The organism is Aquipuribacter aurantiacus (genome assembly GCF_051216895.1).
Lineage (GTDB): Bacteria > Actinomycetota > Actinomycetes > Actinomycetales > JBBAYJ01 > Aquipuribacter.
This window is the reverse complement of the sequence record NZ_JBPKAO010000001.1, coordinates 68648-91011: the sequence shown is the minus strand read 5'-3', so window position 1 is coordinate 91011 and position 22364 is coordinate 68648. Positions and strand designations below refer to the sequence as shown.

The window sequence follows — 22364 nt, the reverse complement described above, 5'->3', positions numbered from 1 at the left end:
CCGGACGGGACCCCACCGCGGTGGGCGAGTTGGGACCGGACTCGGTCGTGCTCACCCGTCACCTCCCGTTACCTCGCGGGTCGAGCCGTCAGGCTCGTCATCGGACGACGGTACCTCGTCAGCCACGGTCACGGGCACTTCACCCGGGTTCGTGACCCCGTCGTCACCCACGACCGGATCCCCGGCCGTGCCCTCGGTCGGCACCGCCTCCGCCTCGTCGTCGATCCTGACCTCGCTGTTCAGCGCGGCCCCGATCACGGCGTCGTCCTTGCCGGGCTTGGTGAGGATGACCCCGTAGGTGTCCCGCCCGCTGGAACGGATGTCGGCCACGCGGCTGCGCATCACCCGGCCCGAGGACATGATCACCATCATCTCGTCGCCGTCGCCGGCGATCAGGGACGCGACCAGGTCGCCGCGCTCGTCGCTGGCCTTGGCCACCTTGATGCCGTAGCCGTTGCGGCCCTGCACCCGGTAGTCGCTGACCGGGGTCCGCTTGGTGTAGCCGTTCTCGGTCACCACCAGGACGTCACCGGTCGAGCCGGCCGGCACCACGGACGCGTTGAGCAGGTCGTCGTCGGCCCGGAACCGCATCCCGGTCACGCCGGAGGTGTCGCGGCCCATCGGGCGCAGCTGCTCGTCGTCGGCGGTGAACCGGATGCTCATGCCCTTGCGGGACACCAGCAGCAGGTCGTCGCCGGAGTCCACCAGCCGGGCCGCGACCAGCTCGTCGCCGTCGCGGAGCTTGACCGCGATCAGCCCGCCGGAGCGCGGGGAGTCGTAGTCGGTCAGCCGCGACTTCTTGACCAGGCCCTGCCGGGTGGCCAGGACCAGGTACGGCATCTCGTCGTAACCGGACAGGTCGACGACCTGGGCGATCCGCTCGTCGGGCTGGAACGCCAGCAGGTTGGCGACGTGCTGGCCCTTCGCGTCACGCGCGCCCTCGGGCAGCTCGTAGGCCTTGGCCCGGTACACCCGACCCAGGTTGGTAAAGAACAGCAGCCAGTGGTGGGTGCTCGTGGTGAAGAAGTGCTCCACCACGTCGTCCCCGCGCAGCGCCGCCCCGCGGATCCCCCGACCGCCGCGCCGCTGGGCGCGGTAGGAGTCGGCCCGGGTGCGCTTGGCGTAGCCGCCCCGGGTGATGGTGACGACGACCTCCTCCTCGGGGATCAGGTCCTCCATCGACACCTCGCCGGCGGAGGGGACGATCTTCGAGCGGCGGTCGTCGCCGTACTTGTCGACGATGGTCTGCAGCTCGGTCGACACGATCTGCCGCTGCCGGGTCGGCGTGGCCAGGATGTCCTCGTAGTCGGTGATCTGCGCCGTGAGCTCGGCGTACTCGTCGGCGATCTTCTGCCGCTCCAGCGACGCCAGCTGGCGCAGCTGCATGGCGAGGATGGCGCGCGCCTGGACCTCGTCGATCTCGAGCAGCTCCATCAGCCCGTTGCGAGCGTCCTCGACCGTGGCCGAGCGACGGATCAGCGCGATGACGTCGTCGAGGTTCTCCAGCGCCTTGAGGTAGCCGATGAGCAGGTGCTGGCGCTCCTTGGCCTGCCGCAACCGGTACGCGGTGCGGCGCTGGATGACCTCGAGCTGGTGGGCGATCCAGTGGGTGATGAACCCGTCCAGGCTGAGCGTGCGGGGCACGCCGTCGACCAGGGCCAGCATGTTCGCGCTGAAGTTGTACTGCAGCTGGGTGTGCTTGTAGAGGTTGTTGAGGACGACCTTGGCCACGGCGTCGCGGCGCAGCACGATGACCAGGCGCTGGCCGGTCCGCCCGGACGTCTCGTCGCGGATGTCGGCGATGCCGGACAGCTTGCCGTCCTTGACCATCTCGGCGATCTTCTCGGCGAGGTTGTCGGGGTTGACCTGGTACGGCAGCTCGGACACGACCAGGCAGGTGCGGCCCTGGATCTCCTCGACCTCGACGACGGCCCGCATGGTGATGGAGCCGCGGCCGGTCCGGTAGGTGTCCTCGATGCCCTGCTTGCCCATGATGACGCCGTGGGTGGGGAAGTCCGGGCCCTGGACCCGCTCCATCAGCGCGTCCAGCAGCTCCGGGCCGCTCGCGTCGGGGTGGTCCAGCGCGTACTGCACCGCGGCCGAGACCTCGCGCAGGTTGTGCGGCGGGATGTTGGTCGCCATCCCGACGGCGATGCCGGCGGACCCGTTGACCAGCAGGTTCGGGAACCGCGAGGGCAGGACCAGCGGCTCCTGGGTCCGCCCGTCGTAGTTCTCGCCGAAGTCGACGGTCTCCTCGCCGATGTCACGGACCATCTCCATGGCGATGGTCTGCAGCCGGCACTCGGTGTACCGGGGAGCGGCCGCGCCCTGGTTGCCGCGGGAGCCGAAGTTGCCCTGCCCGTCGATCAGCGGGTAGCGCATCACCCAGTGCTGGACCAGGCGGACGAGGGTGTCGTAGATCGCCGTGTCCGAGTGCGGGTGGTACTGCCCCATGACGTCACCGACGATGCGGGTGCACTTGGAGTGCTGCCGGTCGGGTCGGTACCCACCGTCGTACATCGCGTAGAGCACGCGCCGGTGGACGCGCTTGAGCCCGTCGCGGAAGTCCGGCCGCGCGCGGCTGACGATGACGCTCATCGCGTAGTCCAGGTAGGAGCGTTGCATCTCCAGCTGGATGTCGATCGGTTCGATCCGGTCCCCGGTGGGGAAGTCGGTGGTCTGGTCGGTCACGCTGCGGTGCCTCCGTCAGGGGTGTGGCTGTCGGCCTCGGGCGTGGGGCCGTGGCCCCGGGTGGCGCTCCTCAGATGTCGAGGAAGCGGACGTCCTTGGCGTTGCGCTGGATGAAGGAGCGGCGGGACTCGACGTCGTCGCCCATGAGCACGCTGAACATGGCGTCGGCGGCCGCCGCGTCGTCGAGGGTGACGCGCAGGAGGGTGCGGGTGGCGGGGTTCATCGTCGTCTCCCACAGCTCCTCGTAGTTCATCTCGCCGAGGTCCTTGTAGCACCGGATCGCCTGGTCCTTGTAGCGCTGGATCGCCTGGTCCTTGGGCAGCCGCTTGCCCGAGGACAGGCCCGCCTCGGTCAGCACCTCGCGCTCGCGGTCGGTGAAGACGTACTCGTGCTCCGCGTTGGTCCACTTGATCCGGTACAGCGGGGGCTGGGCCAGGAACACGTGACCGGCCTCGACCAGGCCGCGCATGTAGCGGAACAGCAGCGTCAGCAGCAGGGTCCGGATGTGCTGGCCGTCGACGTCGGCGTCGGCCATCAGGACGATCTTGTGGTAGCGGAGCTTGTCGACGTCGAAGTCCTCACCGATGCCGCTGCCCAGCGCCGTGATGAGCGCCTGGATGGCCTCGCTGCCCAGGGCCCGGTCCAGCCGGGCCTTCTCGACGTTCAGGATCTTGCCCCGCAGCGGAAGGATCGCCTGGGTCTCCGGGTCGCGACCGTCGATCGCCGAGCCGCCGGCCGAGTCGCCCTCGACGATGTAGATCTCGCAGCGCGCCGGGTCGTTGGACTGGCAGTCCTTGAGCTTGCCGGGCATCGAGTTCGACTCCAGCAGGCCCTTGCGGCGGGTCGCCTCGCGGGCGCGACGGGCGGCGACGCGCGCGGCCGCCGCCTGCTGGGCCTTGCGGATGATGTCGCGGGCCTCGCGCGGGTGGGCCGCGAACCAGTTGCCGAGCTCGTCGCCGAGTACCTTCTGCACGTAGCTCTTGGCCTCGGTGTTGCCCAGCTTGGTCTTGGTCTGGCCCTCGAACTGCGGCTCGGCCAGCTTGACGCTGATGACGGCGGTCAGGCCCTCACGGATGTCGTCGCCCGTGATCTGCTCGTCCTTCTTGAGCATGTTGTTGTCACGCGCGTACCGGCCCACCAGCGAGGTCAGCGCGGCCCGGAAGCCCTCCTCGTGCGTGCCGCCCTCGTGGGTGTTGATGGTGTTGGCGTAGGTGTGGACCGACTCGCTGTAGGCCAGGGTCCACTGCATCGCGATCTCGACGCTGATGTGCTTGTCCTCGGCCTCGGCCTCGAAGCTGAGGATCTCGTCGTGCACCGGGTCGCTCTTCTTCGAGGAGTTGAGGTGCTTGACGTAGTCGACGAGCCCGCCGTCGTACTTGTACGTCGTGCGCATCTCGCGCGTGGCGTCGCTGCGGTCCCCGCCGTCGACGACGTCCTCGCCGTCGGTCACGTGCGCGGTGCGCTCGTCGACGATCGTCAGCTGCAGCCCCTTGTTGAGGAAGGCCATCTGCTGGAACCGGCTGCGCAGGGTCTCCGCGTCGTACTCGACCGTCTCGAAGGTCTCCTCGCTGGCCCAGAACGTCACCGACGTGCCGGTGGTGTCCGTCGGCTCGCCCCGCTCCAGCGGCCCGGTCGGCACACCGTCCACGAACGACATGCGCCAGTGGTACCCCTGCCGGCGGACCTCGACGTCGAGCCGCTTGGACAGGGCGTTGACGACGCTGACGCCGACGCCGTGCAGGCCGCCGGACACCGCGTACCCGCCGCCGCCGAACTTGCCGCCCGCGTGCAGGACGGTCAGCACGACCTCCAGCGCCGGCTTCTTCTCCACCGGGTGCATGTCGACCGGGATGCCGCGGCCGTCGTCGACGACGCGGACGCCGCCGTTGTCCAGCAGCGTGATCTCGATGGCGTCGCAGTGCCCGGCCAGGGCCTCGTCCACGGAGTTGTCGACCACCTCGTAGACCAGGTGGTGCAGGCCCCGGGGACCGGTGGACCCGATGTACATGCCGGGACGCTTGCGCACGGCCTCGAGCCCCTCGAGGACCGAGATGTTGCTCGCGTCGTAACCGGAGGCCGAACCCACGGCGGCCTGGTCGGGTGCAGCGGCGACGGTCTTCTCGCCATCGGGTGCGCTGCTGTCGGGAGTGCTGGGGGAGGACTCGGAAGTCGGGTTCCCGTCGGTCACGCGGCAAGGCTCCTCAGATGGCGGACAACCCTCCTAGTCTACCTCGGGAGAGGTGCTCGACCCGACCGTCCACACCGGTGATCCGCGTTCTGCGGCCCTGCACGGGCTCTCTCGGCCGCGAGACCCCCGTTCGCGTGGGGACCCCCACGGGGCGCCCGACGGGTGCGACGGCGCCAGGATCGCGGCGGGCGCACCGCGGTGCACGGCGCGGGCCGGCGGGGGCGGCGGGGGGCTGGGGGCTGGGCGGCGGGTCGGGCGGGCCGGGCGGCGGGACCGGCGGCGGGGCGGGTGGGCCGGGCGGCCGGCCGGGCGGCGGGGCCGGCGGCGGGGCGGGCGGGCCGGGCGGCGGGTCGGGCGGGCCGGGCAGCAGGACCGGCGGCGGGGCGGGCGGGCCGGGCGGCGGGTCGGGCGGGCCGGGCAGCAGGACCGGCGGCGGGGCGGGCGGGCCGGGCGGCGGGTCGGGCGGGCCGGGCAGCAGGACCGGCGGCGGGGCGGGCGGGCCGGGCGGCGGGTCGGGCGGGCCGGGCAGCAGGACCGGCGGCGGGGCGGCGTACCGACCAGCGACACCGGACCCGTCGCGGGGTCGAGCTGACCGTCCAGCACGCGTGTCGTGTCGCTGGTCGGTACGGCGGCCTCGATATCCGACGGGGCTCCCGCGCCCGCCGGTCAGCCGTAGGTGTCGCGCGCGCCGCGGCCGCGGACGCTGAGCCGGCCCCGCTTCCACGACGGTGCGTCGGGCGCCAGCACCTCGATGTGGGTGACCACGCCCTCGCCGACGACCTGGTCCAGTCGCCGGCGGACGTCCGGGACGAGCAGGCGGAGCTGGGTGGCCCAGGCCGTGGTGGCGGCCCGCACCGTGAGCGTGCCGTCACGGAAGCCGGTCGGGACGCAGTGCTCGGAGACGTCCGGCCCGACGACCTCGGGCCAACGGCCCATGACGCCGCCCACGGCGACGGCGTCGGTCCAGCCCGCCGCGGCGACCAGGCTGCCGGTCACGTCCCCGATACCGGCCGGGTCGCGGCCGTCCTTGCCCGGTCCGGACAGCGTGACCTCCTGACCGGCCCGCCAGCGTCCGGCCGTGCGCGCCCGGCCGCCGAGCGCACCACCCGGCATGCCCGGGCGCAGCCCCCGGGCCCGCGCGGCGGCCAGCGCGCGCTGCCAGGCCAGGCTCACGGCGTCGGGCTCCGCGCCCTCCGGCGTGTCGCCGGCCGAGCCGTCGGTGGTGCCGCCCGGCGTGGTCACCCGGGCTCCGCCACGTGCGGTTCCGGATGCGGTCCCGTCGGGTCGACGGGCAGCTCCGCCCGGTCCGGTGCGTCCGGCTCCGGGAGCCGCTCCGGGAGTCGCTCCGGCACGTCGCCGAGCGGACCGACCGCAGCAACCGGACCGACCGAGCCGTCCGCCGCCCCGCCGCCCCGTACCTCGATCGTGCTGATCCCCGTCTGCTGGTCACGACGGACCTCGAGCACCCGACCAACCAGCTCCGCGGGGACGTCCTCGGCGACGGCGGCGGTGACGACGACCTGCTCCGCCTCCAGCGCCCGCGCGGCGAGGTGGCGACGGCGACGGGCGTCCAGCTCCGCGAACACGTCGTCCAGGACCAGCACCGGCTCGCCGTCGTCACCGCCGGTGTCGCGCAGCAGGTCGAACGACCCCACCCGCAGCGCGAGCGCGGTCGACCAGGACTCGCCGTGACTGGCGTACCCGCGGGCCGGGAGCCCGTTGACGACGAGGTCGACGTCGTCGCGGTGCGGCCCGACCAGGGTGGTGCCGCGGTCCAGCTCGACGGTCCGGGCCTGCTGCACCGCGACCAGGAGCATGTCGCGTAGCTGTTCGCGGTCGGTCGGCGGCAACGGCAGGGACGCGGTGTCGGTCGACCGGACCCCCGGGTGCAGTCCGCGGGCGCGGTAGGCGGTCGTCAGCGCGCCGGGGACGCCGGACACGTCGGCGTAGGCCTGCTCGGCGTAGGGCGACAGCTGCTCCAGCGTCCGGAGCCGGGCGTGCAGCAGGTCCGCCCCCGTCTGCGCCAGGTGGCTGTCCCACACCTCGAGCGTCGCGAGCAGGCCGTCGCGGGCCTCCCCGCGCAGGCCACGGCCGTTCTTGAGCAGCGTGCTGCGCTGGCGGACGATGCGCTCGTAGTCCGACCGGATGCCGGCGAACCGGGGGCTGAGCGCCACCAGCAGGTCGTCGACGAACCGTCGTCGCTGGTCAGGCTCGCCCTTGACGACAGCCAGGTCCTCCGGCGCGAACACCACGGTCCGCAGCAGCCCGAGGACCTCCCGGGGGCGGGTGGGTGACTTGTTGACCCGGGCCCGGTTGGCCTTGCCCGGGGTGATCTCGAGCTCCAGCAGCGCCGCCCGACCGCCGCGGCGCAGCCGGCCCCGCACGACCGCCCGCTCGGCCCCGGAACGAACGAGCGCCGCGTCGGTCGCGACGCGGTGGCTGCCCAGGGTGGCCAGGTAGGCCAGGGCCTCGACCACGTTGGTCTTGCCCTGCCCGTTGTCTCCGACGAGCGTGGTGACCCCGGGGCCGAGGGCGACCTCGGCCTCCGGGTAGGACCGGAAGTCGGTCAGCGACAGGTGCTCGACGTGCACGGGTTCACGCCGGGCCCGTGGGCTCGTCGGCCGTGGCCGTCCGGACGGCGTGGCCGCCGAACTGGTTGCGCAGCGCCGCGATCGCCTTCATGGCGGGGCTGTCCTCCTGCCGGGAGACGAACCGGGCGTACAGCGCGGCCGCGATGGTGGGGGTCGGCACCGCGTTCTCGATGCCCTCCATCACGGTCCAGCGTCCCTCGCCGGAGTCCTCGGCGTACCCGCTGACCTTGTCGAGCTTGGGGTCGTCCTCCAGCGCGGCGACCATGAGGTCCAGCAGCCAGGAGCGGACGACGGTGCCGCGCCGCCAGCCCTCGAAGATGGCCGGGACGTCGTCGACGGCGTCGCTGGCCTCGAGCAGCTCGTACCCCTCGGCGAAGGCTTGCATGATCGCGTACTCGACACCGTTGTGGACCATCTTGGCGTAGTGCCCGGCGCCCACCGGCCCGGCGTGGGAGAAGCCCTCCTGGCGCGGACCTTCCGGCCGGAGGGCGTCGAAGACCGGCATGGCGCGCTCGACGTCGGCGGGGTCGCCGCCGACCATCAGCCCGTAGCCCTCGGTGACGCCCCAGATCCCACCGGAGACCCCGACGTCCAGGTAGCTGATGCCCTTGTCGGCCAGCTCGTGGGCGTGGACCCGGTCGTCGACGAAGCGGGAGTTGCCCCCCTCGATGACCATGTCGCCGTCCTCGAGCAGCTCACGCAGCTCGTCGACGGTCCCGCGGGTGATGTCCCCGCTCGGCACCATGACCCACACGATCCGCGGCGCGGGGACCGCCGCCACCAGGTCGGCCAGGCTGGCCACGTCGGTCGTCGACGGGTCGGGGGCGTAGCCCGTCACCTCGATGCCCGCGGCCCGCAGCCGCGTCCGCATGTTGCCGCCCATCTTGCCGAGACCCACCAGGCCGATGTGCACGATTGAGCTCCTGTCGTTCGTCGGGTCCGTCGGTCCGGGGCGAGGGGCGCCCGGGCCGTCACCCCAGGCTGGCGCGGGTCAGCCGTCGGCGCGACCGGCCACCCGGGTCGGCATGAGCAGGTAGGTGTAGCCGCGGGAGTCCGAGGCGTCCGGTGTGTCGTGCCCGGACAGCAGCACCGGCTTGGAGGGCTGGGTGAACGCCAGGCGGACGTACTTGGCGCCGGTGGCGCCCAGCCCGTCGATGAGGTAGCCGGTGTTGAAGCCGATCGACAGGCCGGGACCGTCGACCGCCTCGACCGCGAGGGCGTCGCTGGCCTGGGCGTCCTCGCCCGTGCCGGCGTCCAGCACGATCTCGTTCTCGGTCACCGTCAGCCGGACCGGGGCCCGGTCGCCGATCAGGGCCATCCGGCGCACGCCGTCGACCAGCAGCGCCGTCTCCACCACGACCGTGGTGTCGGAGGACTCCGGGAACAGCCGCCGCACGGGCGGGTACGCACCGTCCATCAGCGGCACGGTGGTGCGGCGACCACCGGCGGAGACGCCCAGCAGCTCGCCCGGGCCGGTGGACAGGCCGATCTCGACGTCGGTCCCGCTGCCGAGGCTCTTGGCGATCTCGTTGAGGGTGCGGGCGCGGACCAGGAACGCCCGCTCCCCGCTGGTGTCGTCGGTGTGCCACTCGACCTCGCGCAGCGCGAGCCGGTACCGGTCGGTGGCGACCAGGCTCAACGAGCTGCCTTCGATCTCGACGCGCACCGCCGTCAGCACCGGCGGGGTCTCGTCCCGGGCGGCGGCGATGGCCACCTGGTTGACGGCGGCCGCGAACACCTCGCCCTTGACGGTGCCGACACGCTCCGGGGGGGGCGGTAGCTGCGGGTACTCGTCGACCGGCATCAGCGGCAGGGCGAACCGGCTGCTTCCGGCCTCGACCCGCAGCTTGGACCCGTCGAGGAACAGGGTCACCGGCTTGCTGGGCAGGGTGCGGGCGATGTCGGCCAGCAGCCGGCCCTGGACCAGGACCCGGCCCTCCTCCTGAACCTGCGCCGTCGCCGTCATCCTCGCCGACACCTCGTAGTCGAAGGCCGACAGCTGCAGGCCGTCGGGGACGGCGACCAGGAGGACACCCGTCAGCACCGGGACCGGAGGACGGGCGGGGAGGACGCGTGTCGTCCAGGCGACGGCCTCCGCGAGCACGTCACGGTCGATCTGCAGTCGCACGGAGCCTCCAGGGGCGCGTCGGATGTGCAGCGCTGCACGAGTCAGAGCTGGGACAGGTCTGGGTCAGAACTGCCGGGACCTCGGTCAAGGATGTGGTGCGGAATGCCGAGACTAGTCGGAAGCGCCGACCTCGGTGCAGCACCTCTCGGCCGTCCACAGTGGTGTGCGTCGGGGCGTCGTCTCCATGAAGAGTGTCGTAGTCATCGTCATAGGCCCTGTGGATCCTGTGGACGAGCCACTTCTGCCGACGCGCCACGCCGCCTCCACCTGCAGAGGTCACGCGGCGGACGACGCCGGGCGTCGGTGGACGGGCTGGGGACGGACGGTGCCGCGACGACCTCGAGCTGTGGACGGGGTCGGGCGGAGCGGAGGACCTGTGGTTCACGGTCGACGCCGAAGGGGTCCGAGCCCACAGGGAACGGACGTCGTGCACATGTTGTCCACAGGAGCTGTGGACAACACGGTGGAAGGGGTCGTCCGCCCCGTCGACGGCCCCACCGACGGTGCGTCGAGGGTCACCTCGTGTGCGCACAGCCTGTGGACGATGCTGTGGACAGAGCTCTCCCCCGGGACGACGGGGAGGCGGGTCAGCGGTTGCCGGACTGGCGCTTGAGCCGGCTGGTGAGCTCGGTGACCTGGTTGTACACGGCCATCCGTTCGCTCATCAGGCCGCGGATCTTGCGCTCCGCGTGCATGACCGTCGTGTGGTCCCGCCCACCGAAGGCCTGACCGATCTTGGGCAGGGAGAGCTCGGTGAGCTCCCGGCACAGGTACATGGCGATCTGGCGGGCGTTGACGAGCACCCGGGACCGGGAGCTGCCGTGCAGGTCCTCGACCGTGACCCCGAAGAACGTGGCCGTCTCGGCCATGATCTGCGGCGCCGTGATGGCCGGCTGGTCCGCCATGGGGATGAGGTCCTTGAGCACGACGTCGGCCAGCTGGGTCGTCAGCGGCTGCCGGTGCAGGCTGGCGAAGGCCGTGACGCGGATCAGCGCGCCCTCGAGCTCGCGGATGTTCGTGGAGATCCGGCTGGCGATGTACTCCATGATCTCGTCGGGCACGTTGAGGGAGTCGACGATCGCCTTCTTGCGCAGGATCGCGATGCGGGTCTCGAGGTCGGGCGGCTGGACGTCGGTCAGCAGCCCCCACTCGAAGCGGCTGCGCATCCGGTCCTCGAAGCCCTGCAGCTGCTTGGGCGGCACGTCGCTGGTGATGACGACCTGCTTGTTGGCGTTGTGCAGCGCGTTGAAGGTGTGGAAGAACTCCTCCTGCGTCTGCACCTTGTTCTGCAGGAACTGGATGTCGTCGATCAGCAGCACGTCGACCTCGCGGTAGCGGCTGTGGAACGCAGCGGCCCGGTCGTCGCGGATGGAGTTGATGAAGTCGTTGGTGAACTCCTCGGAGTTCACGTACCGCACGCGCATCCCGCCGTACAGGCTCTGCACGTAGTGCCCGATGGCGTGCAGCAGGTGGGTCTTGCCCAGCCCCGAGTCGCCGTAGACGAACAGCGGGTTGTAGGCCTTGGCCGGCGCCTCGGCCACGGCCACCGCCGCGGCGTGCGCGAACCGGTTGGACGCCCCGATGACGAACGTCTCGAACACGTAGCGGGGGTTGAGGCGGGCCTCGGCCTCCTCCGCGAGGGTGCGGCGTCGGGTCGGTACGCCCCGCAGGCCGTTGCGACGGTCGGCGTGCCTGCCGCGCATGGCGTCCAGGTCCGGGTCGTCGTGGTCCATGTCGTCGTCGCGGCCGGTGAGGTCGACGACGTGCTGGTCGACGTGCAGCACGTGCTCCCCGTCCAGGGCCCCCAGGCGGGGGTCGACCACGACAGCCAGGCGCCAGGACGAGCCGGTGGTGGCGCTCAATGCGTCGACCACGGTGTCGAGGAGCTTCGTCTCGATGAGCTGCCGGTCGAAGGACGAGGCCACGGCCACCTGAGCGGTGTCACCGTCCAGGGCGATCAGCCGGGCCGAGCGGAGCTGGCCCCGGTGCAACGGGGACAGGTCGGACGGCATCGCCTGGATGCTTGCGGCCCACGTGGCGGCGAGCGTCTCCGACGGCGATGCCGGCCCTGCATCCGTCACTGGCTTCCTCCGGCTCGTCGGTCGTCCACACCTCTGTCCACAGGTGTGGATCACGACGGTAGAAGCGCACGGAACGTAACGGCCTGGGCGCTCGGCTCGCAAGTCACCTGGTCGACATCGGGCTGATCTCCAACCGGCCCTCACCGCGCGCCTCACCCCTTCGTCGCCGGCGCTCTGCGACTGTAGACGGTTGGTCGCGGCCGCGCAGCCATCCTCCGGACCTGATCTGCCAGGGGTGGCCGGCCGCAGCGCGCCTCGTGGCCGAGCCGCTACCCTACGTTCCGACCGACCTGCGGGTTTGACCCCGTCGTCGCAGGTCACGTACCTTTGTGCGGTTGTCTGCCCCGGTCTCCGCGGGTGGAGCGCAGTCCCCGAGGATCGGTGAGAGGTTCCAGTGAGCAAGCGTACTTTCCAGCCCAGCAACCGGCGGCGTGCCCGCACCCATGGCTTCCGGGCCCGCATGTCGACCCGTGCTGGCCGCGCGATCCTCGCTGCCCGCCGCGCCAAGGGTCGCAGCGAGCTCTCGGCCTGAACGGTCGGCGATCGCGTCGACCCGACCACGACCCCAGCACCCCTGCTCGGATGCGCCCCACGGCGACATCGGCGCAGGGGTGCTCTCGTCGGTGCCGTGGCCCTGCCGGCTGAGCGTCGGCTGCGACGCGGGGTGGACATCACCGCCGCGGTCCGTCGGGGTCGGCGCGCGCGCAGCGGTGGTCTGGTCGTCCACGGCCGTGCGCGCGAGCAGGACGGCGAGCAGGGTCTCGGGGGCGTGAACGGTCCTCCCGTGCGGCCGACCGGGCCCCGGATCGCGTTCGTCGCCCCCCGCACCGTGGGCAACGCCGTGGTCCGCAACCGGACCCGGCGCCGGCTCCAGGCGCACCTCACCGACCTGGTCCGCTGCGGGGCGTTGACCGACGACGTGGACCTGGTGTTGCGGCTGCTGCCCGCGAGCGCCGCCGCGGACCAGCCGGAGCTGGGCCGGCAGCTGCGCAGCGCGCTGCGTCGTCTGGGGGTGCTCGCCGATGAGCGGTCCTGAGCCCGGGCACCGTAGGTCGAGCTCGTGGACCGCGGCCAGGGTCGGTCGGCTGGTGTGGCACCTGCCCCGCGAGGCGGTCGTCCTGCTGCTGCGCGTCTACCAGCTGACGCTGTCCCCGCTGCTGGGTCCCGTCTGTCGGTTCGCGCCCTCCTGCTCGTCGTACGCTGTGACGGCGGTCCGCCGGTACGGGGTGCTGCACGGCAGCTGGCTCACGACACGCCGGTTGCTGCGGTGCCACCCCTGGAACGACGGGGGCTGGGACCCGGTACCCGAACGTCCCGACAGGAACCACGCCACGCACGAACGCACGACGACGTCCTGAGGAGGACCCGGACCGCATGGGCGATTTCTTCGCGAGCCTCCTGTTCCCGCTGGAGTGGGTGGTCGCCTGGATCATGGTGACGGCCCACGACCTGCTGACGGCCCTGGGCCTGCCCTCGGACGGCGGCCTCACGTGGGTGCTGTCGATCGTCGCGCTCGTGCTGGTCATCCGGACCGCCCTGATCCCGCTGTTCGTGCGCCAGATCAAGGCGTCGCGGCAGATGCAGATCATCCAGCCGGAGCTCAAGAAGGTCCAGGACAAGTACAAGGGCAAGACGGACCAGGCCTCCCGCGAGGCGATGACCAAGGAGACGATGGAGCTCTACAAGAGCTCCAAGACGAACCCGTTCGCGTCGTGCCTGCCGATCCTGCTCCAGATGCCGATCTTCTTCGCGCTCTTCCGGGTCCTCAACGGCATCCGGTCGGGGCGGAGCATCGGACCCTTCGGGCCGACCGAGGTGGAAGAGGCCCAGGCCGCCCGCATCTTCGGCTCCGAGCTGTCGGCCACGTTCCTCGACCCCACCGGGGCCGGCACCTACGTGTTGGCGGCCCTGCTCGTCATCGTCATGTCGGCCTCGCAGTTCTACGTCCAGCGGATGCTGATGACCAAGAACATGAGCCAGGCCGCGCTGGACAGCCCGTTCTTCAAGCAGCAGAAGATGCTGCTCTACATCCTCCCCGTCGTGTTCGCGGTGTCCGGTGTCGCGTTCCCCATCGGTGTCCTCATCTACTGGTGCGTGACCAACCTGTACTCCGCGGTGCAGCAGTCCATCGTCATCCGCTCCCTCCCGGCCCCCGGATCACCGGCCGAGAAGGAGCTGGAGGAACGCCGCCTCAAGAAGGCCGAGCGGAAGTCCGCTCGCACCGGCAAGCCCGTCCACGAGATCCTCGGCCAGCCCGAGCCGCAGGTGGTCACCCCGCCGCCGCCCGTCGTCCGGCAGCAGCCCAAGCGCAAGCCGAAGAGCAAGCGCACGACCCGTACCGGCCCCGCCTGAGACCCACGGCCGCCCGGGGCACCCGTCCCCCGGCCGGCCGCGCACCTCGTCGAGACGGGCACCGACAACGCCGATCGATCCCGACGGCCAGGCACCGCCCACCAGGGCGTTCGTAGGAGGCACCGTGGACACCACGGCCGACAGCACCGCAGGCGCCGCTGCTCCCGAGGCGGTCCTCCCCGAGGACGAGACGACGGAGGCCCCCGCGACGACGCGGGAGCGGTCCGACAGCCCCGAGCCGTCCAACAAGCAGAAGCTCCTCGACCAGGAGGGGGACGCCGCCGCCGACTACCTCGAGGAGCTGCTGGACATCGCCGACCTCGACGGCGACATCGACATCTTCGTGGAGAACGGGCGTGCGAGCGTCGCGGTGCTGGCTGACAAGGACGACGCCGACGGGCTGGCCGTGCTGGTCGGCCCGGAGGGCGAGGTCCTGGACGCGCTGCAGGAGCTGACTCGGCTCGCCGCCCAGGCTCGCACCGGTGAGCGCAGCCGCCTGCTCCTCGACATCGCGGGCTGGCGCGAGGGACGACGGACGACCGCGGCCGCCATCGCCAAGGAGGCCATCGACCGGGTGCGCAGCCAGGGCGAGAGCATCGAGCTGGAGCCCATGCCCGCGTACCAGCGCAAGGCTGTCCACGACGCCGTGGCCGACGCCGGTCTCCGCAGTGACTCCGACGGGGTAGAGCCCCGACGCTTCGTCGTCATCCACCCGGCCTGAGCGTGAGGGCCGCTCCCGCGGCGGCGGCCGAGGTGTTCGGCGAGCGTCTTCCGCTTGCCGAACGGTACGTGTCGCTCCTGGCGGGGTCGGGGACCGAGCGGGGTCTCATCGGGCCTCGTGAGGGCGACCGGCTGTGGGAGCGGCACCTTCTCAACTCCGCCGTGATCCAGGAGCTCGTCCCGCCCGGCGCGTCGGTCGTCGACGTGGGCAGCGGGGCCGGGTTGCCCGGTATCCCCCTGGCCCTGGCCCGTCCCGACGTGACCGTCGAGCTGGTGGAGCCGTTGCTGCGGCGCACCACCTGGTTGGAGGAGGTACTCACCGAGCTCGGACTCGCGCCCCAGGTCAGGGTGACGCGAGGCAAGGTGGCCGTCATCGGCCCCCGGCAGGTCGATGTCGTCACGGCCCGTGCGGTGGCGCCGTTGGAGCGTCTGCTGCCGATGTGCGTCCCGCTCGTCCGGCCGGGAGGACTCGTGCTGGCCCTGAAGGGCGAGCAGGCTGTGGCCGAGGTCGCGGCCGTCCACGACCAGGCCTCGAGGTGGAAGGTCGTCGCTCTCGACGTGGCACGATGCGGGAGTGGGGTTTCTGCAGAAGAGACGACGGTCGTCGTTGCGCGGCGCGCTGGCTGAGGCCCTGCCGGTCGGTCGGCTGGAGGACGTCTCCATCGCTGTTTCACGTGAAACAGGCGGCACCAGTGTCCCTGCGCTCCGCGGCAGTCCGCGGCGTACCACCGACGACCTCGGACGTCCGCTCGCGAGCAACGTTTCACGTGAAACAGGCGGCACCAGTGGCCCTGCGCTCCGCGGGAGTCCGCGGCGTACCACCGGCGACCTCGGACGTCCGCGCGCGAGCAACGTTTCACATGAAGCGCTGCTCGCCGACGACGCGGCGGGCGTGGACCCGGCGACACGTGCCGGCGGGGCGTCCGCTGCAGACAGCGAGCTCCATGACGGTGGTACGAGCGCCGCTGCGGCTACCCAGGTGTCGTCGTCACTGCCGTCCGCGCCCGCGCCAGTTCTGCCGACCGACGACGTCGATCCTTCTGAGGTGCATGAGATGACCGCTCCCGTTTCACGTGAAACGGAGCACCAGCCCGCGGCCCCGGAGCGAGACGGCGACGAGTGGCGGGATGCGGTTGCCTCAGCGCTGCCCAGCACCGACGACGAGACGCCGCTGGCCCAGGAACTGGCCTCGGACGCCCGTCGTCGTCTCCGTCTGCACGGTCGGGTGTTCGACCGGCCGGAGACGACCCGGATCCTGACGGTGGCCAACCAGAAGGGCGGCGTGGGCAAGACCACCACTGCGGTCAACATCGCCGCCGCCCTGGCCCAGGGCGGCCTCCGGGTGCTTGTGGTCGACGCCGACCCGCAGGGCAACGCCAGCACCGCGCTGGGCGTGGAGCACCACGGTGACGTGGCCGGCATCTACGACGTCCTGATGGACGAGATGGACCTCGCGGACGTGATCCAGGAGTGCGCGGAGGTACCGGGGGTGACCTGTGCTCCGGCCACGCTGGACCTGTCGGGAGCCGAAATCGAGCTGGTGCCCGTGGTCGCCCGGGAGTACCGGCTGCGTCGCGCGATCGACCGGTTCGTGGCCGGCGCGGCCGAACCGCCGCACTACGTCATCATCGACAGTCCCCCCAGCCTGGGGCTGCTCACCCTCAACACGCTTGTGGCAGCCCGCGAGGTGTTCATCCCCATCCAGTGCGAGTACTACGCGTTGGAGGGGGTGACGCAGCTGATGCGGACCGTGGAGCTCGTCAAGCAGAACCTGAACCCCGACCTGGACGTGAGCACCGTGCTGCTCACGATGTTCGACGGGCGCACCCGACTGGCGGCCGACGTCGCCGCCCAGGTGCGAGAGGTGTTCGGGGCCAAGGTGCTGAGCGCCAGCATCCCGCGCTCGGTCCGCGTGAGCGAGGCCCCTAGCCACCTGCAGACCGTGATGACGTACGACCCGACGTCCAGCGGCGCCCTCTCCTACCTCGAGGCCGCCCAGGAGATCGCCAACCGAGGAGTGCCCGGACATGAGTGAGAAGCGACGCGGACTCGGCCGCGGGATCGGCGCCCTCATCCCGCCGGCCACCCAGGCGCCACCACCGGACGGCCCCTGGGGTCGCCAGCGACCGGTCGACGTCTTCTTCCCGCAGGGCCCGGGTGGTCGCCCCGTTCCTGTTTCACGTGAAACGGTCGACGAGAACGGGAACGCGCTGCCAGCCGACAACATGCCGGGCGACACGGCAGCCGACGCGGACACGGCCCCGACGCTGAACGCTCAGGCGTCGAACGAGCTGCCGTCGGACCACGAGACTGCAGGCGACGGGACGGTCGATATCGCGCACGACACGGGCACCGAGCTGGTCGACGTGCCCGGCGCCCAGTTCGCCGAGATACCGGTGACGCAGATCCGTGCCAACAGCCGGCAGCCCCGCCAGGTGTTCGAGCAGGACGCCATGAGCGAGCTGGTGCACAGCGTCCGCGAGATCGGCGTGCTCCAGCCGGTCGTCGTGCGCCCGCTCCTCGAGCCGGACGCCGACGGCGCGCGGTACGAGCTCATCATGGGAGAGCGTCGGTGGAGGGCCAGCACCCAGGCCGGCCTGACGACCGTGCCGGCCATCATCCGCGCGACGGACGACGACGTCATGCTGCGCGACGCGTTGCTGGAGAACCTCCACCGCGCCGAGCTCAACCCGCTGGAAGAGGCGGCGGCCTACCAACAGCTGCTCGAGGACTTCGGGTGCACGCAGGACGAGCTGTCGCGACGCATCGGTCGGTCCCGTCCCCAGATCTCCAACACGATCCGGCTCCTCAAGCTCCCCCCGGCCGTGCAACGACGGGTGGCGGCCGGAGTCCTGTCCGCCGGACACGCGCGGGCGCTGCTGGCGCTGGAGGACCCGTCCGAGGCGGAGAAGCTCGCCCACCGGGTCGTCACCGAGGGCCTGTCAGTCCGGGCCGTCGAAGAGATCGTGGCCTCTCGTGGACCTCGACCGACCCGGCAACCGGCTCCCAGGGCCGGACGACACCTCCCCTTGCTCGACGACGTCGCCTCGCGCCTGTCGGACCGCCTCGACACCCGGGTCAAGGTGGCGCTGGGCAAGACGCGCGGTCGACTGACTGTCGAGTTCGCCTCGGTCGACGACCTGGACCGCATCCTCGCGGTCATGGATCCGGGCGGTCCCGGGGTGACACGGGCCGGCCCAAGCGAGGGGCCGACCGGGCTTCCTACCGCGTCCGAGCGGTCCGAGCCGTCCGACCCGGCGTGGGCCGTGCAGCCCGCGACACCGGTGGTTCTCGACCGGGACGTCTGACGACCTCAATGAGGACGGCTGCCGCGGCCTGAGACCGTCGGCAGCGGGTCCGCACCTGGTCGAGGCGGTCGCAGGCGCCCGGCTATTCGTCGGTCGCTTCCTCACGTGGGCTGGTCTGCCCGTGTGCCCGGGCGATCCCGCGCGGGCGTAGCAGGCCCTGACCAGACGGCTGCGGAGTTTCACGTGAAACGGTGCTGCTCAGAGTGAAGACGCTCCGCCCCGACGCGCCTGGAGGGTGAGTACTTGGGGGCGTGCCGTTTCACGTGAAACCGTGGGGCCGGGCGCACCAGCCCGGGACGGGGCTCAGTCGGCGTAGACCGCCGCCGCGGCGGCCGCCAGCGCCCGGTACAGCTCGGGCAGGGACTCCCCGGCCGCCACCACGGCCTGGGGCAGCAGGCTCGTCCCCGTCATCCCCGGAGACGTGTTGACCTCGAGGAACCACGGCTCGCCCTCCGCGTCCACGATCCAGTCACTGCGGCTGAGCCGGGACAGACCCAGCTCGCGGTGCACCGCGACCGAGTCCTGCTGCACCCGAGCCAGGACGTCACCCGGCAGCCGCGCCGGGCAGTGGAACTCCGTGGCCCCCGGGGTGTAGCGCGCCTCGTAGTCGTAGGAGCCGGAGTCGGGGGCGATCTCCACCGGCGGCAGCGCCCGCGGACCGCTCCCGTCGTCGACCACGGCGACCGCGACCTCCACCCCGCTGACGAGCTGTTCCACCCGGCAGGAGGTGTCGTGCCCGAGAGCCGCCATCATGGCGCGGGCGAGCTCGGCCTCCTCCCGGACCACCCCCACCCCCAGGGCGGACCCACCGTGGACCGGCTTGACCACCACGGGCAGCGGCAGCAGCCGGCTGATGTGCGGCAGGATCCCGGCCGCCCCCAGGTCTCGCAGCACCGTGTGGGTCAGGGTCACCGAACGGGGGACGCGGATACCGGTCCGACCCACCACGGTGGCGGCGGTGGTCTTGTCCCAGGCGGTCCGAGAGGGGCCGGGAGCAGAGCCCACCACCGGCAACCCGACGAGCTCCAGCACCTGGGCGAGGGAGCCGTCCTCACCACCGGCTCCGTGCAGCACCGGCCAGATGACGTCCGGTCGCCGTCGCTGCAGCACGTCGAGGAGGTCGGCACCTACGTCCACGGCCTCGGAGTGGACGCCGGCCTCGTGCAGCGCCGCCACGACACGTCGACCCGAGGCGAGGGACACCTCACGCTCAGCCGACAGCCCGCCGGCGAGCACCAGGACGTCCAGGTCGGTCGCGGCGCGGGTGCCCGCGGGCTCGGCGCCGCGGGCGGTCGCGGCGCGGTCGGTGCCGGTGGTGACCGGGGCGCTCATGCGGTGTCCGAGGCGGGCCGGGCGTAGTCGCCCTGGGCCGGGGTCGAGGCGGCGCCGAGCGAGGGGCCGAAGGTGCGGTGCAGCTCCTGCTCCGCGCGGACGACGCCGGCCAGGCGGCGTACCCCCTCGACGATCCGTTCGGGGGTCGGGAAGCAGAACGACAGCCGGACGTGCTGCCCTCCCCGGCCGTCCGCGTGGAACGCCGTGCCCGGGACGTAGGCGACCCGGGCGGCCACGGCCCGAGGCAGCATCGCGCTGGCGTCCAGGTCCCCCGGCAGCCGGACCCACGTGAAGAAGCCACCGTCCGGTCGGGTGAAGGTGGCGTCCGGCAGCTGCGTCTCCAGCGCTCCCAGCAACGCGTCGCGGCGCTCCCGGTAGACACCCCGCAGCATCTTGACGTGCGCCCGCCAGTCGCTGCCGGCGAGGTAGGTGGCGACGACCCGCTGGGAGAACATCGACGGGCAGAGCACGGACGCCTCGGCGGCCAGCACCAGCTTGGCCTTGATGGCCGGCGGGGCGACCGCCCAGCCGACGCGCAGCCCGGGGGCGAACGTCTTGGAGAAGGAACCCAGGTAGACGACGCCCTCAGGGTCCAGCGACCGCATCGAGGGAAGGGGTTCGGCGTCGAAGCCGAGAAGGGCGTACGGGTCGTCCTCGATGACGAGCACCCCGTCACGGCGGCACTGCTCGACCAGGGCCCGGCGTCGCTCCGGGCTCGTCGTGGCACCGCTCGGGTTGTGGTGGTGCGGGACCAGGTACACCGCCTTCACGGCACGCCCCTCGGCCCGGGCCAGGCGGATGTGGTCGGCCACCGACTCCGGGACGGCACCCTCCGCGTCGGTCTCGACGTGGCGGATGTCGGCCTCGTAGCTGCGCAGCACCCCGAGCGCCCCGACGTAGCTGGGGGACTCGACCAGCACGACGTCACCGGGGTCCACGAGGATGCGGACCAGCAGGTCGAGGGCGTGCTGAGAGCCCGTGGTGACGACGACGTCGTCCGGGTCGCACACCGTCCCGACCGTGGTCATGACGTCGACGATCTGCTCCCGCGCAAGTACGTCGCCTTGCCCGGAGCCGTACTGGAGGGCCACGGCGGTCTGCTCGACCGCACACCGGCGTACGATCTCCGAGATCTCCGGCAGCGGCAGCGCGTCCAGCGTGGGCATGCCGCCCGCCAGGCTGACGACCTCCGGCCGGCTGGCGACGGCGAAGAGGGCGCGGATCTCCGAAGCGGTCATGCCCGCGGCCCGCCGGCTGTACGACGAGTGCCAGCGGTCCAGCCTGGTTCCTGTCACGGCACACACCCTCCCGACGGCCGCTCGGCCGGTCCTGAGTCTGTCACGCGACCGGCACGAAGCAGCCGCCCCACCCGGAGGGCGGGACGGCTGGGTCGTCGGGGCTGGTGCGTGCGGTCGGCTCGCTCAGCCGATGTAGTCCTCGAGCTCCTTCACCAGGCGGGGCTTGGGGTGCGCGCCCACGAGGCTCTTGACCAGCTCGCCGTTCTTGTACACGTTGAGGGTCGGGATGCTGACGACGCCGTACGCGGCGGCGGTACGGGGGTTCTCGTCGGTGTTGACCTTGACGACCGTGATCTTGTCCGCGTACTGCTCGGACAGCTCCTCCAGGATGGGTCCGACCTGGCGGCACGGGCCGCACCAGGGGGCCCAGAAGTCGACGAGGACCGGCTTGTCGGACTGCAGGACGTCCTTGTCGAAGTCGGCGTCGGTCGTGGCGGTGGTGGCCATGCGGAGGTCTCCCGTTTCTGTGTTCGGTCAGGGTCGGTCAGGTCTGTGGTCGGTGGGGTCCGTGCTGGTGCGGTCGGTACGTCAGGCGCGGCCGGGGGTCGGCGCGGTCAGTCGACGGTGGCCAGGCTGGGCGTGGGGTGCTCCTCGGTGGCCTCGGGGAACGCCTCGGCGGCGGCCTCCATGGTGTCGTGGGTGTCCGACAGCGCCGCGAGGAAGCGCTCGGCGTCCAGGGCCGCCGCGCACCCGGACCCGGCCGCGGTGATCGCCTGCATGTACTCGTGGTCCAGCACGTCGCCGGCGGCGAACACCCCGGGCAGCGAGGTCCGGCCCGAGCGGCCGTCGACCTTGATGAAGCCGTTCTCGTCCAGCGCGACCTGGCCCTTGACCAGGTCGGTCCGGGGGTCGTGCCCGATGGCGACGAACAGCCCGCTGGTCTCCAGCTCGGACTCCTCGCCGGTCACGGTGTCGCGCAGCCGCACACCCGTCACGGCGTTCTCGCCCAGGACATCGACGACCTCGCTGTTCCAGCGGAACCGCATCTTGGGGTCGTCGAAGGCGCGTCGCTGCATGATCTTGCTGGCGCGCAGCTCGTCACGGCGGTGGACCAGGGTCACGGTGCGGGCGAAGCGGGTGAGGAAGGTGGCCTCCTCGAGCGCGGAGTCGCCGCCGCCGACCACGACGATGTCCTTCTCCTTGAAGAAGAAGCCGTCGCAGGTGGCGCACCAGCTGACGCCGCGCCCGGACAGGCGGTCCTCGTTGGGGGCGCCGATCTTCCGGTAGGCGCTGCCGGTGGCCAGGATGACGGTCAGCGCGCGCACCGTCTCGCCGGAGCCCGTCACGAGCTCCTTGACGTCGGAGTCCAGACGCATCTCGACGATGTCGTCGGTGACCAGCTCCGCGCCGAAGCGCTCGGCCTGCGCCCTCAGCTGGTCCATCAGGTCCGGGCCCATGACGCCGGTGGGGAAGCCGGGGTAGTTCTCGACGTCGGTCGTGTTCATCAGGGCCCCGCCGGCCTCGACGGACGACTCGTAGACCAGTGGCGACAGCTCGGCGCGCGCGGCGTAGATGGCAGCGGTGTACCCGGCAGGTCCGGAGCCGACGATGACGACCTGACGGACGGCGTCGGGCGTGGGGGTGGAGCTCATGAACATGTCCTCCTCGTGTGGTCCGCTCCCGTCAACGGGGTTGCGGCCTACGTTGTTCCGGTCGGCGTCCCGTCCAGGACGCC

Annotated in this window: 19 protein-coding genes; 8 read left to right on the top strand and 11 right to left on the bottom strand. The window is 71.9% G+C overall.

From position 1 onward, the window contains the following. Positions 1-51: 51 nt before the first annotated feature. The 7 genes from gyrA to dnaA form a co-directional block, all read right to left on the bottom strand. Entirely contained in the window at positions 52-2691 is a 2640-nt protein-coding gene (gene gyrA, locus ACR80Q_RS00445) for a DNA gyrase subunit A (RefSeq protein ID WP_435375564.1), read from the bottom strand. A gap of 70 nt (positions 2692-2761) precedes the next feature. After that, positions 2762-4879 carry a DNA topoisomerase (ATP-hydrolyzing) subunit B gene (gene gyrB, locus ACR80Q_RS00440; RefSeq protein ID WP_435375563.1) on the bottom strand — a complete coding sequence of 706 codons (2118 nt, stop codon included), beginning with the start codon at positions 4877-4879 and terminating at the stop codon, positions 2762-2764. 666 nt (positions 4880-5545) lie between these two features. Beyond that, positions 5546-6121, bottom strand: coding sequence for a DciA family protein (locus tag ACR80Q_RS00435; protein WP_435375562.1), 576 nt, complete (start codon positions 6119-6121; stop codon positions 5546-5548). Then, positions 6118-7470 (bottom strand): DNA replication/repair protein RecF, encoded by a 1353-nt coding sequence (gene recF / locus ACR80Q_RS00430; RefSeq protein WP_435375561.1) that lies wholly within the window; start codon positions 7468-7470, stop codon positions 6118-6120. Before recF ends, ACR80Q_RS00435 begins: the two co-directional genes overlap by 4 nt. A gap of 4 nt (positions 7471-7474) precedes the next feature. Then, entirely contained in the window at positions 7475-8383 is a 909-nt protein-coding gene (gene gnd / locus ACR80Q_RS00425) for a phosphogluconate dehydrogenase (NAD(+)-dependent, decarboxylating) (protein WP_435375560.1), read from the bottom strand. A 78-nt stretch (positions 8384-8461) separates the two neighbouring features. Beyond that, complete coding sequence (dnaN, locus tag ACR80Q_RS00420) at positions 8462-9598, bottom strand: DNA polymerase III subunit beta (protein WP_435375559.1); 1137 nt, start codon at positions 9596-9598, stop codon at positions 8462-8464. 587 nt (positions 9599-10185) lie between these two features. Continuing rightward, positions 10186-11610, bottom strand: a complete 1425-nt coding sequence (dnaA, locus tag ACR80Q_RS00415) for a chromosomal replication initiator protein DnaA (protein ID WP_435375558.1) — start codon at positions 11608-11610, stop codon at positions 10186-10188. Between the two features lie 463 nt (positions 11611-12073). On the opposite strand from dnaA, the gene rpmH reads away from it, so the two are divergent. From rpmH to ACR80Q_RS00375, 8 genes are all read left to right on the top strand, one after another. Beyond that, complete coding sequence (gene rpmH / locus ACR80Q_RS00410) at positions 12074-12211, top strand: 50S ribosomal protein L34 (RefSeq protein WP_380164248.1); 138 nt, start codon at positions 12074-12076, stop codon at positions 12209-12211. Positions 12212-12307: 96 nt separating this feature from the next. Then, positions 12308-12715: a ribonuclease P protein component gene (locus tag ACR80Q_RS00405; RefSeq protein ID WP_435375557.1), complete on the top strand. Its 408-nt coding sequence runs from the start codon at positions 12308-12310 to the stop codon at positions 12713-12715. Beyond that, the gene (gene yidD, locus ACR80Q_RS00400; protein ID WP_435375556.1) at positions 12702-13037 is read left to right on the top strand and encodes a membrane protein insertion efficiency factor YidD; all 336 of its coding nucleotides are present in this window, start codon (positions 12702-12704) and stop codon (positions 13035-13037) included. Before ACR80Q_RS00405 ends, yidD begins: the two co-directional genes overlap by 14 nt. Before the next feature lie 16 nt (positions 13038-13053). Beyond that, positions 13054-14031, top strand: a complete 978-nt coding sequence (gene yidC / locus ACR80Q_RS00395) for a membrane protein insertase YidC (RefSeq protein WP_435375555.1) — start codon at positions 13054-13056, stop codon at positions 14029-14031. 124 nt (positions 14032-14155) lie between these two features. Next, positions 14156-14752: a Jag family protein gene (locus ACR80Q_RS00390; RefSeq protein WP_435375554.1), complete on the top strand. Its 597-nt coding sequence runs from the start codon at positions 14156-14158 to the stop codon at positions 14750-14752. A 2-nt stretch (positions 14753-14754) separates the two neighbouring features. Further along, complete coding sequence (rsmG, locus tag ACR80Q_RS00385; protein ID WP_435375553.1) at positions 14755-15378, top strand: 16S rRNA (guanine(527)-N(7))-methyltransferase RsmG; 624 nt, start codon at positions 14755-14757, stop codon at positions 15376-15378. A 427-nt stretch (positions 15379-15805) separates the two neighbouring features. After that, positions 15806-16786 carry a ParA family protein gene (locus ACR80Q_RS00380; RefSeq protein WP_435375552.1) on the top strand — a complete coding sequence of 327 codons (981 nt, stop codon included), beginning with the start codon at positions 15806-15808 and terminating at the stop codon, positions 16784-16786. Next, positions 16779-18059 (top strand): ParB/RepB/Spo0J family partition protein, encoded by a 1281-nt coding sequence (locus ACR80Q_RS00375; protein ID WP_435375551.1) that lies wholly within the window; start codon positions 16779-16781, stop codon positions 18057-18059. The genes ACR80Q_RS00380 and ACR80Q_RS00375 overlap by 8 nt, the downstream gene beginning before the upstream one ends. A gap of 303 nt (positions 18060-18362) precedes the next feature. Here the strand turns inward: ACR80Q_RS00375 and ACR80Q_RS00370 are convergent, their stop codons facing one another. The 4 genes from ACR80Q_RS00370 to trxB form a co-directional block, all read right to left on the bottom strand. Then, entirely contained in the window at positions 18363-19391 is a 1029-nt protein-coding gene (locus ACR80Q_RS00370; protein WP_435375550.1) for a D-alanine--D-alanine ligase family protein, read from the bottom strand. Beyond that, on the bottom strand, positions 19388-20629 hold the full coding sequence (locus tag ACR80Q_RS00365; protein ID WP_435376031.1) for an aminotransferase-like domain-containing protein: 1242 nt from the start codon (positions 20627-20629) through the stop codon (positions 19388-19390). The genes ACR80Q_RS00370 and ACR80Q_RS00365 overlap by 4 nt, the downstream gene beginning before the upstream one ends. 183 nt (positions 20630-20812) lie before the next feature. Then, the gene (gene trxA, locus ACR80Q_RS00360; RefSeq protein WP_435375549.1) at positions 20813-21136 is read right to left on the bottom strand and encodes a thioredoxin; all 324 of its coding nucleotides are present in this window, start codon (positions 21134-21136) and stop codon (positions 20813-20815) included. A gap of 107 nt (positions 21137-21243) precedes the next feature. Then, positions 21244-22281 (bottom strand): thioredoxin-disulfide reductase, encoded by a 1038-nt coding sequence (gene trxB, locus ACR80Q_RS00355; protein WP_435375548.1) that lies wholly within the window; start codon positions 22279-22281, stop codon positions 21244-21246. Positions 22282-22364: the final 83 nt, after the last annotated feature.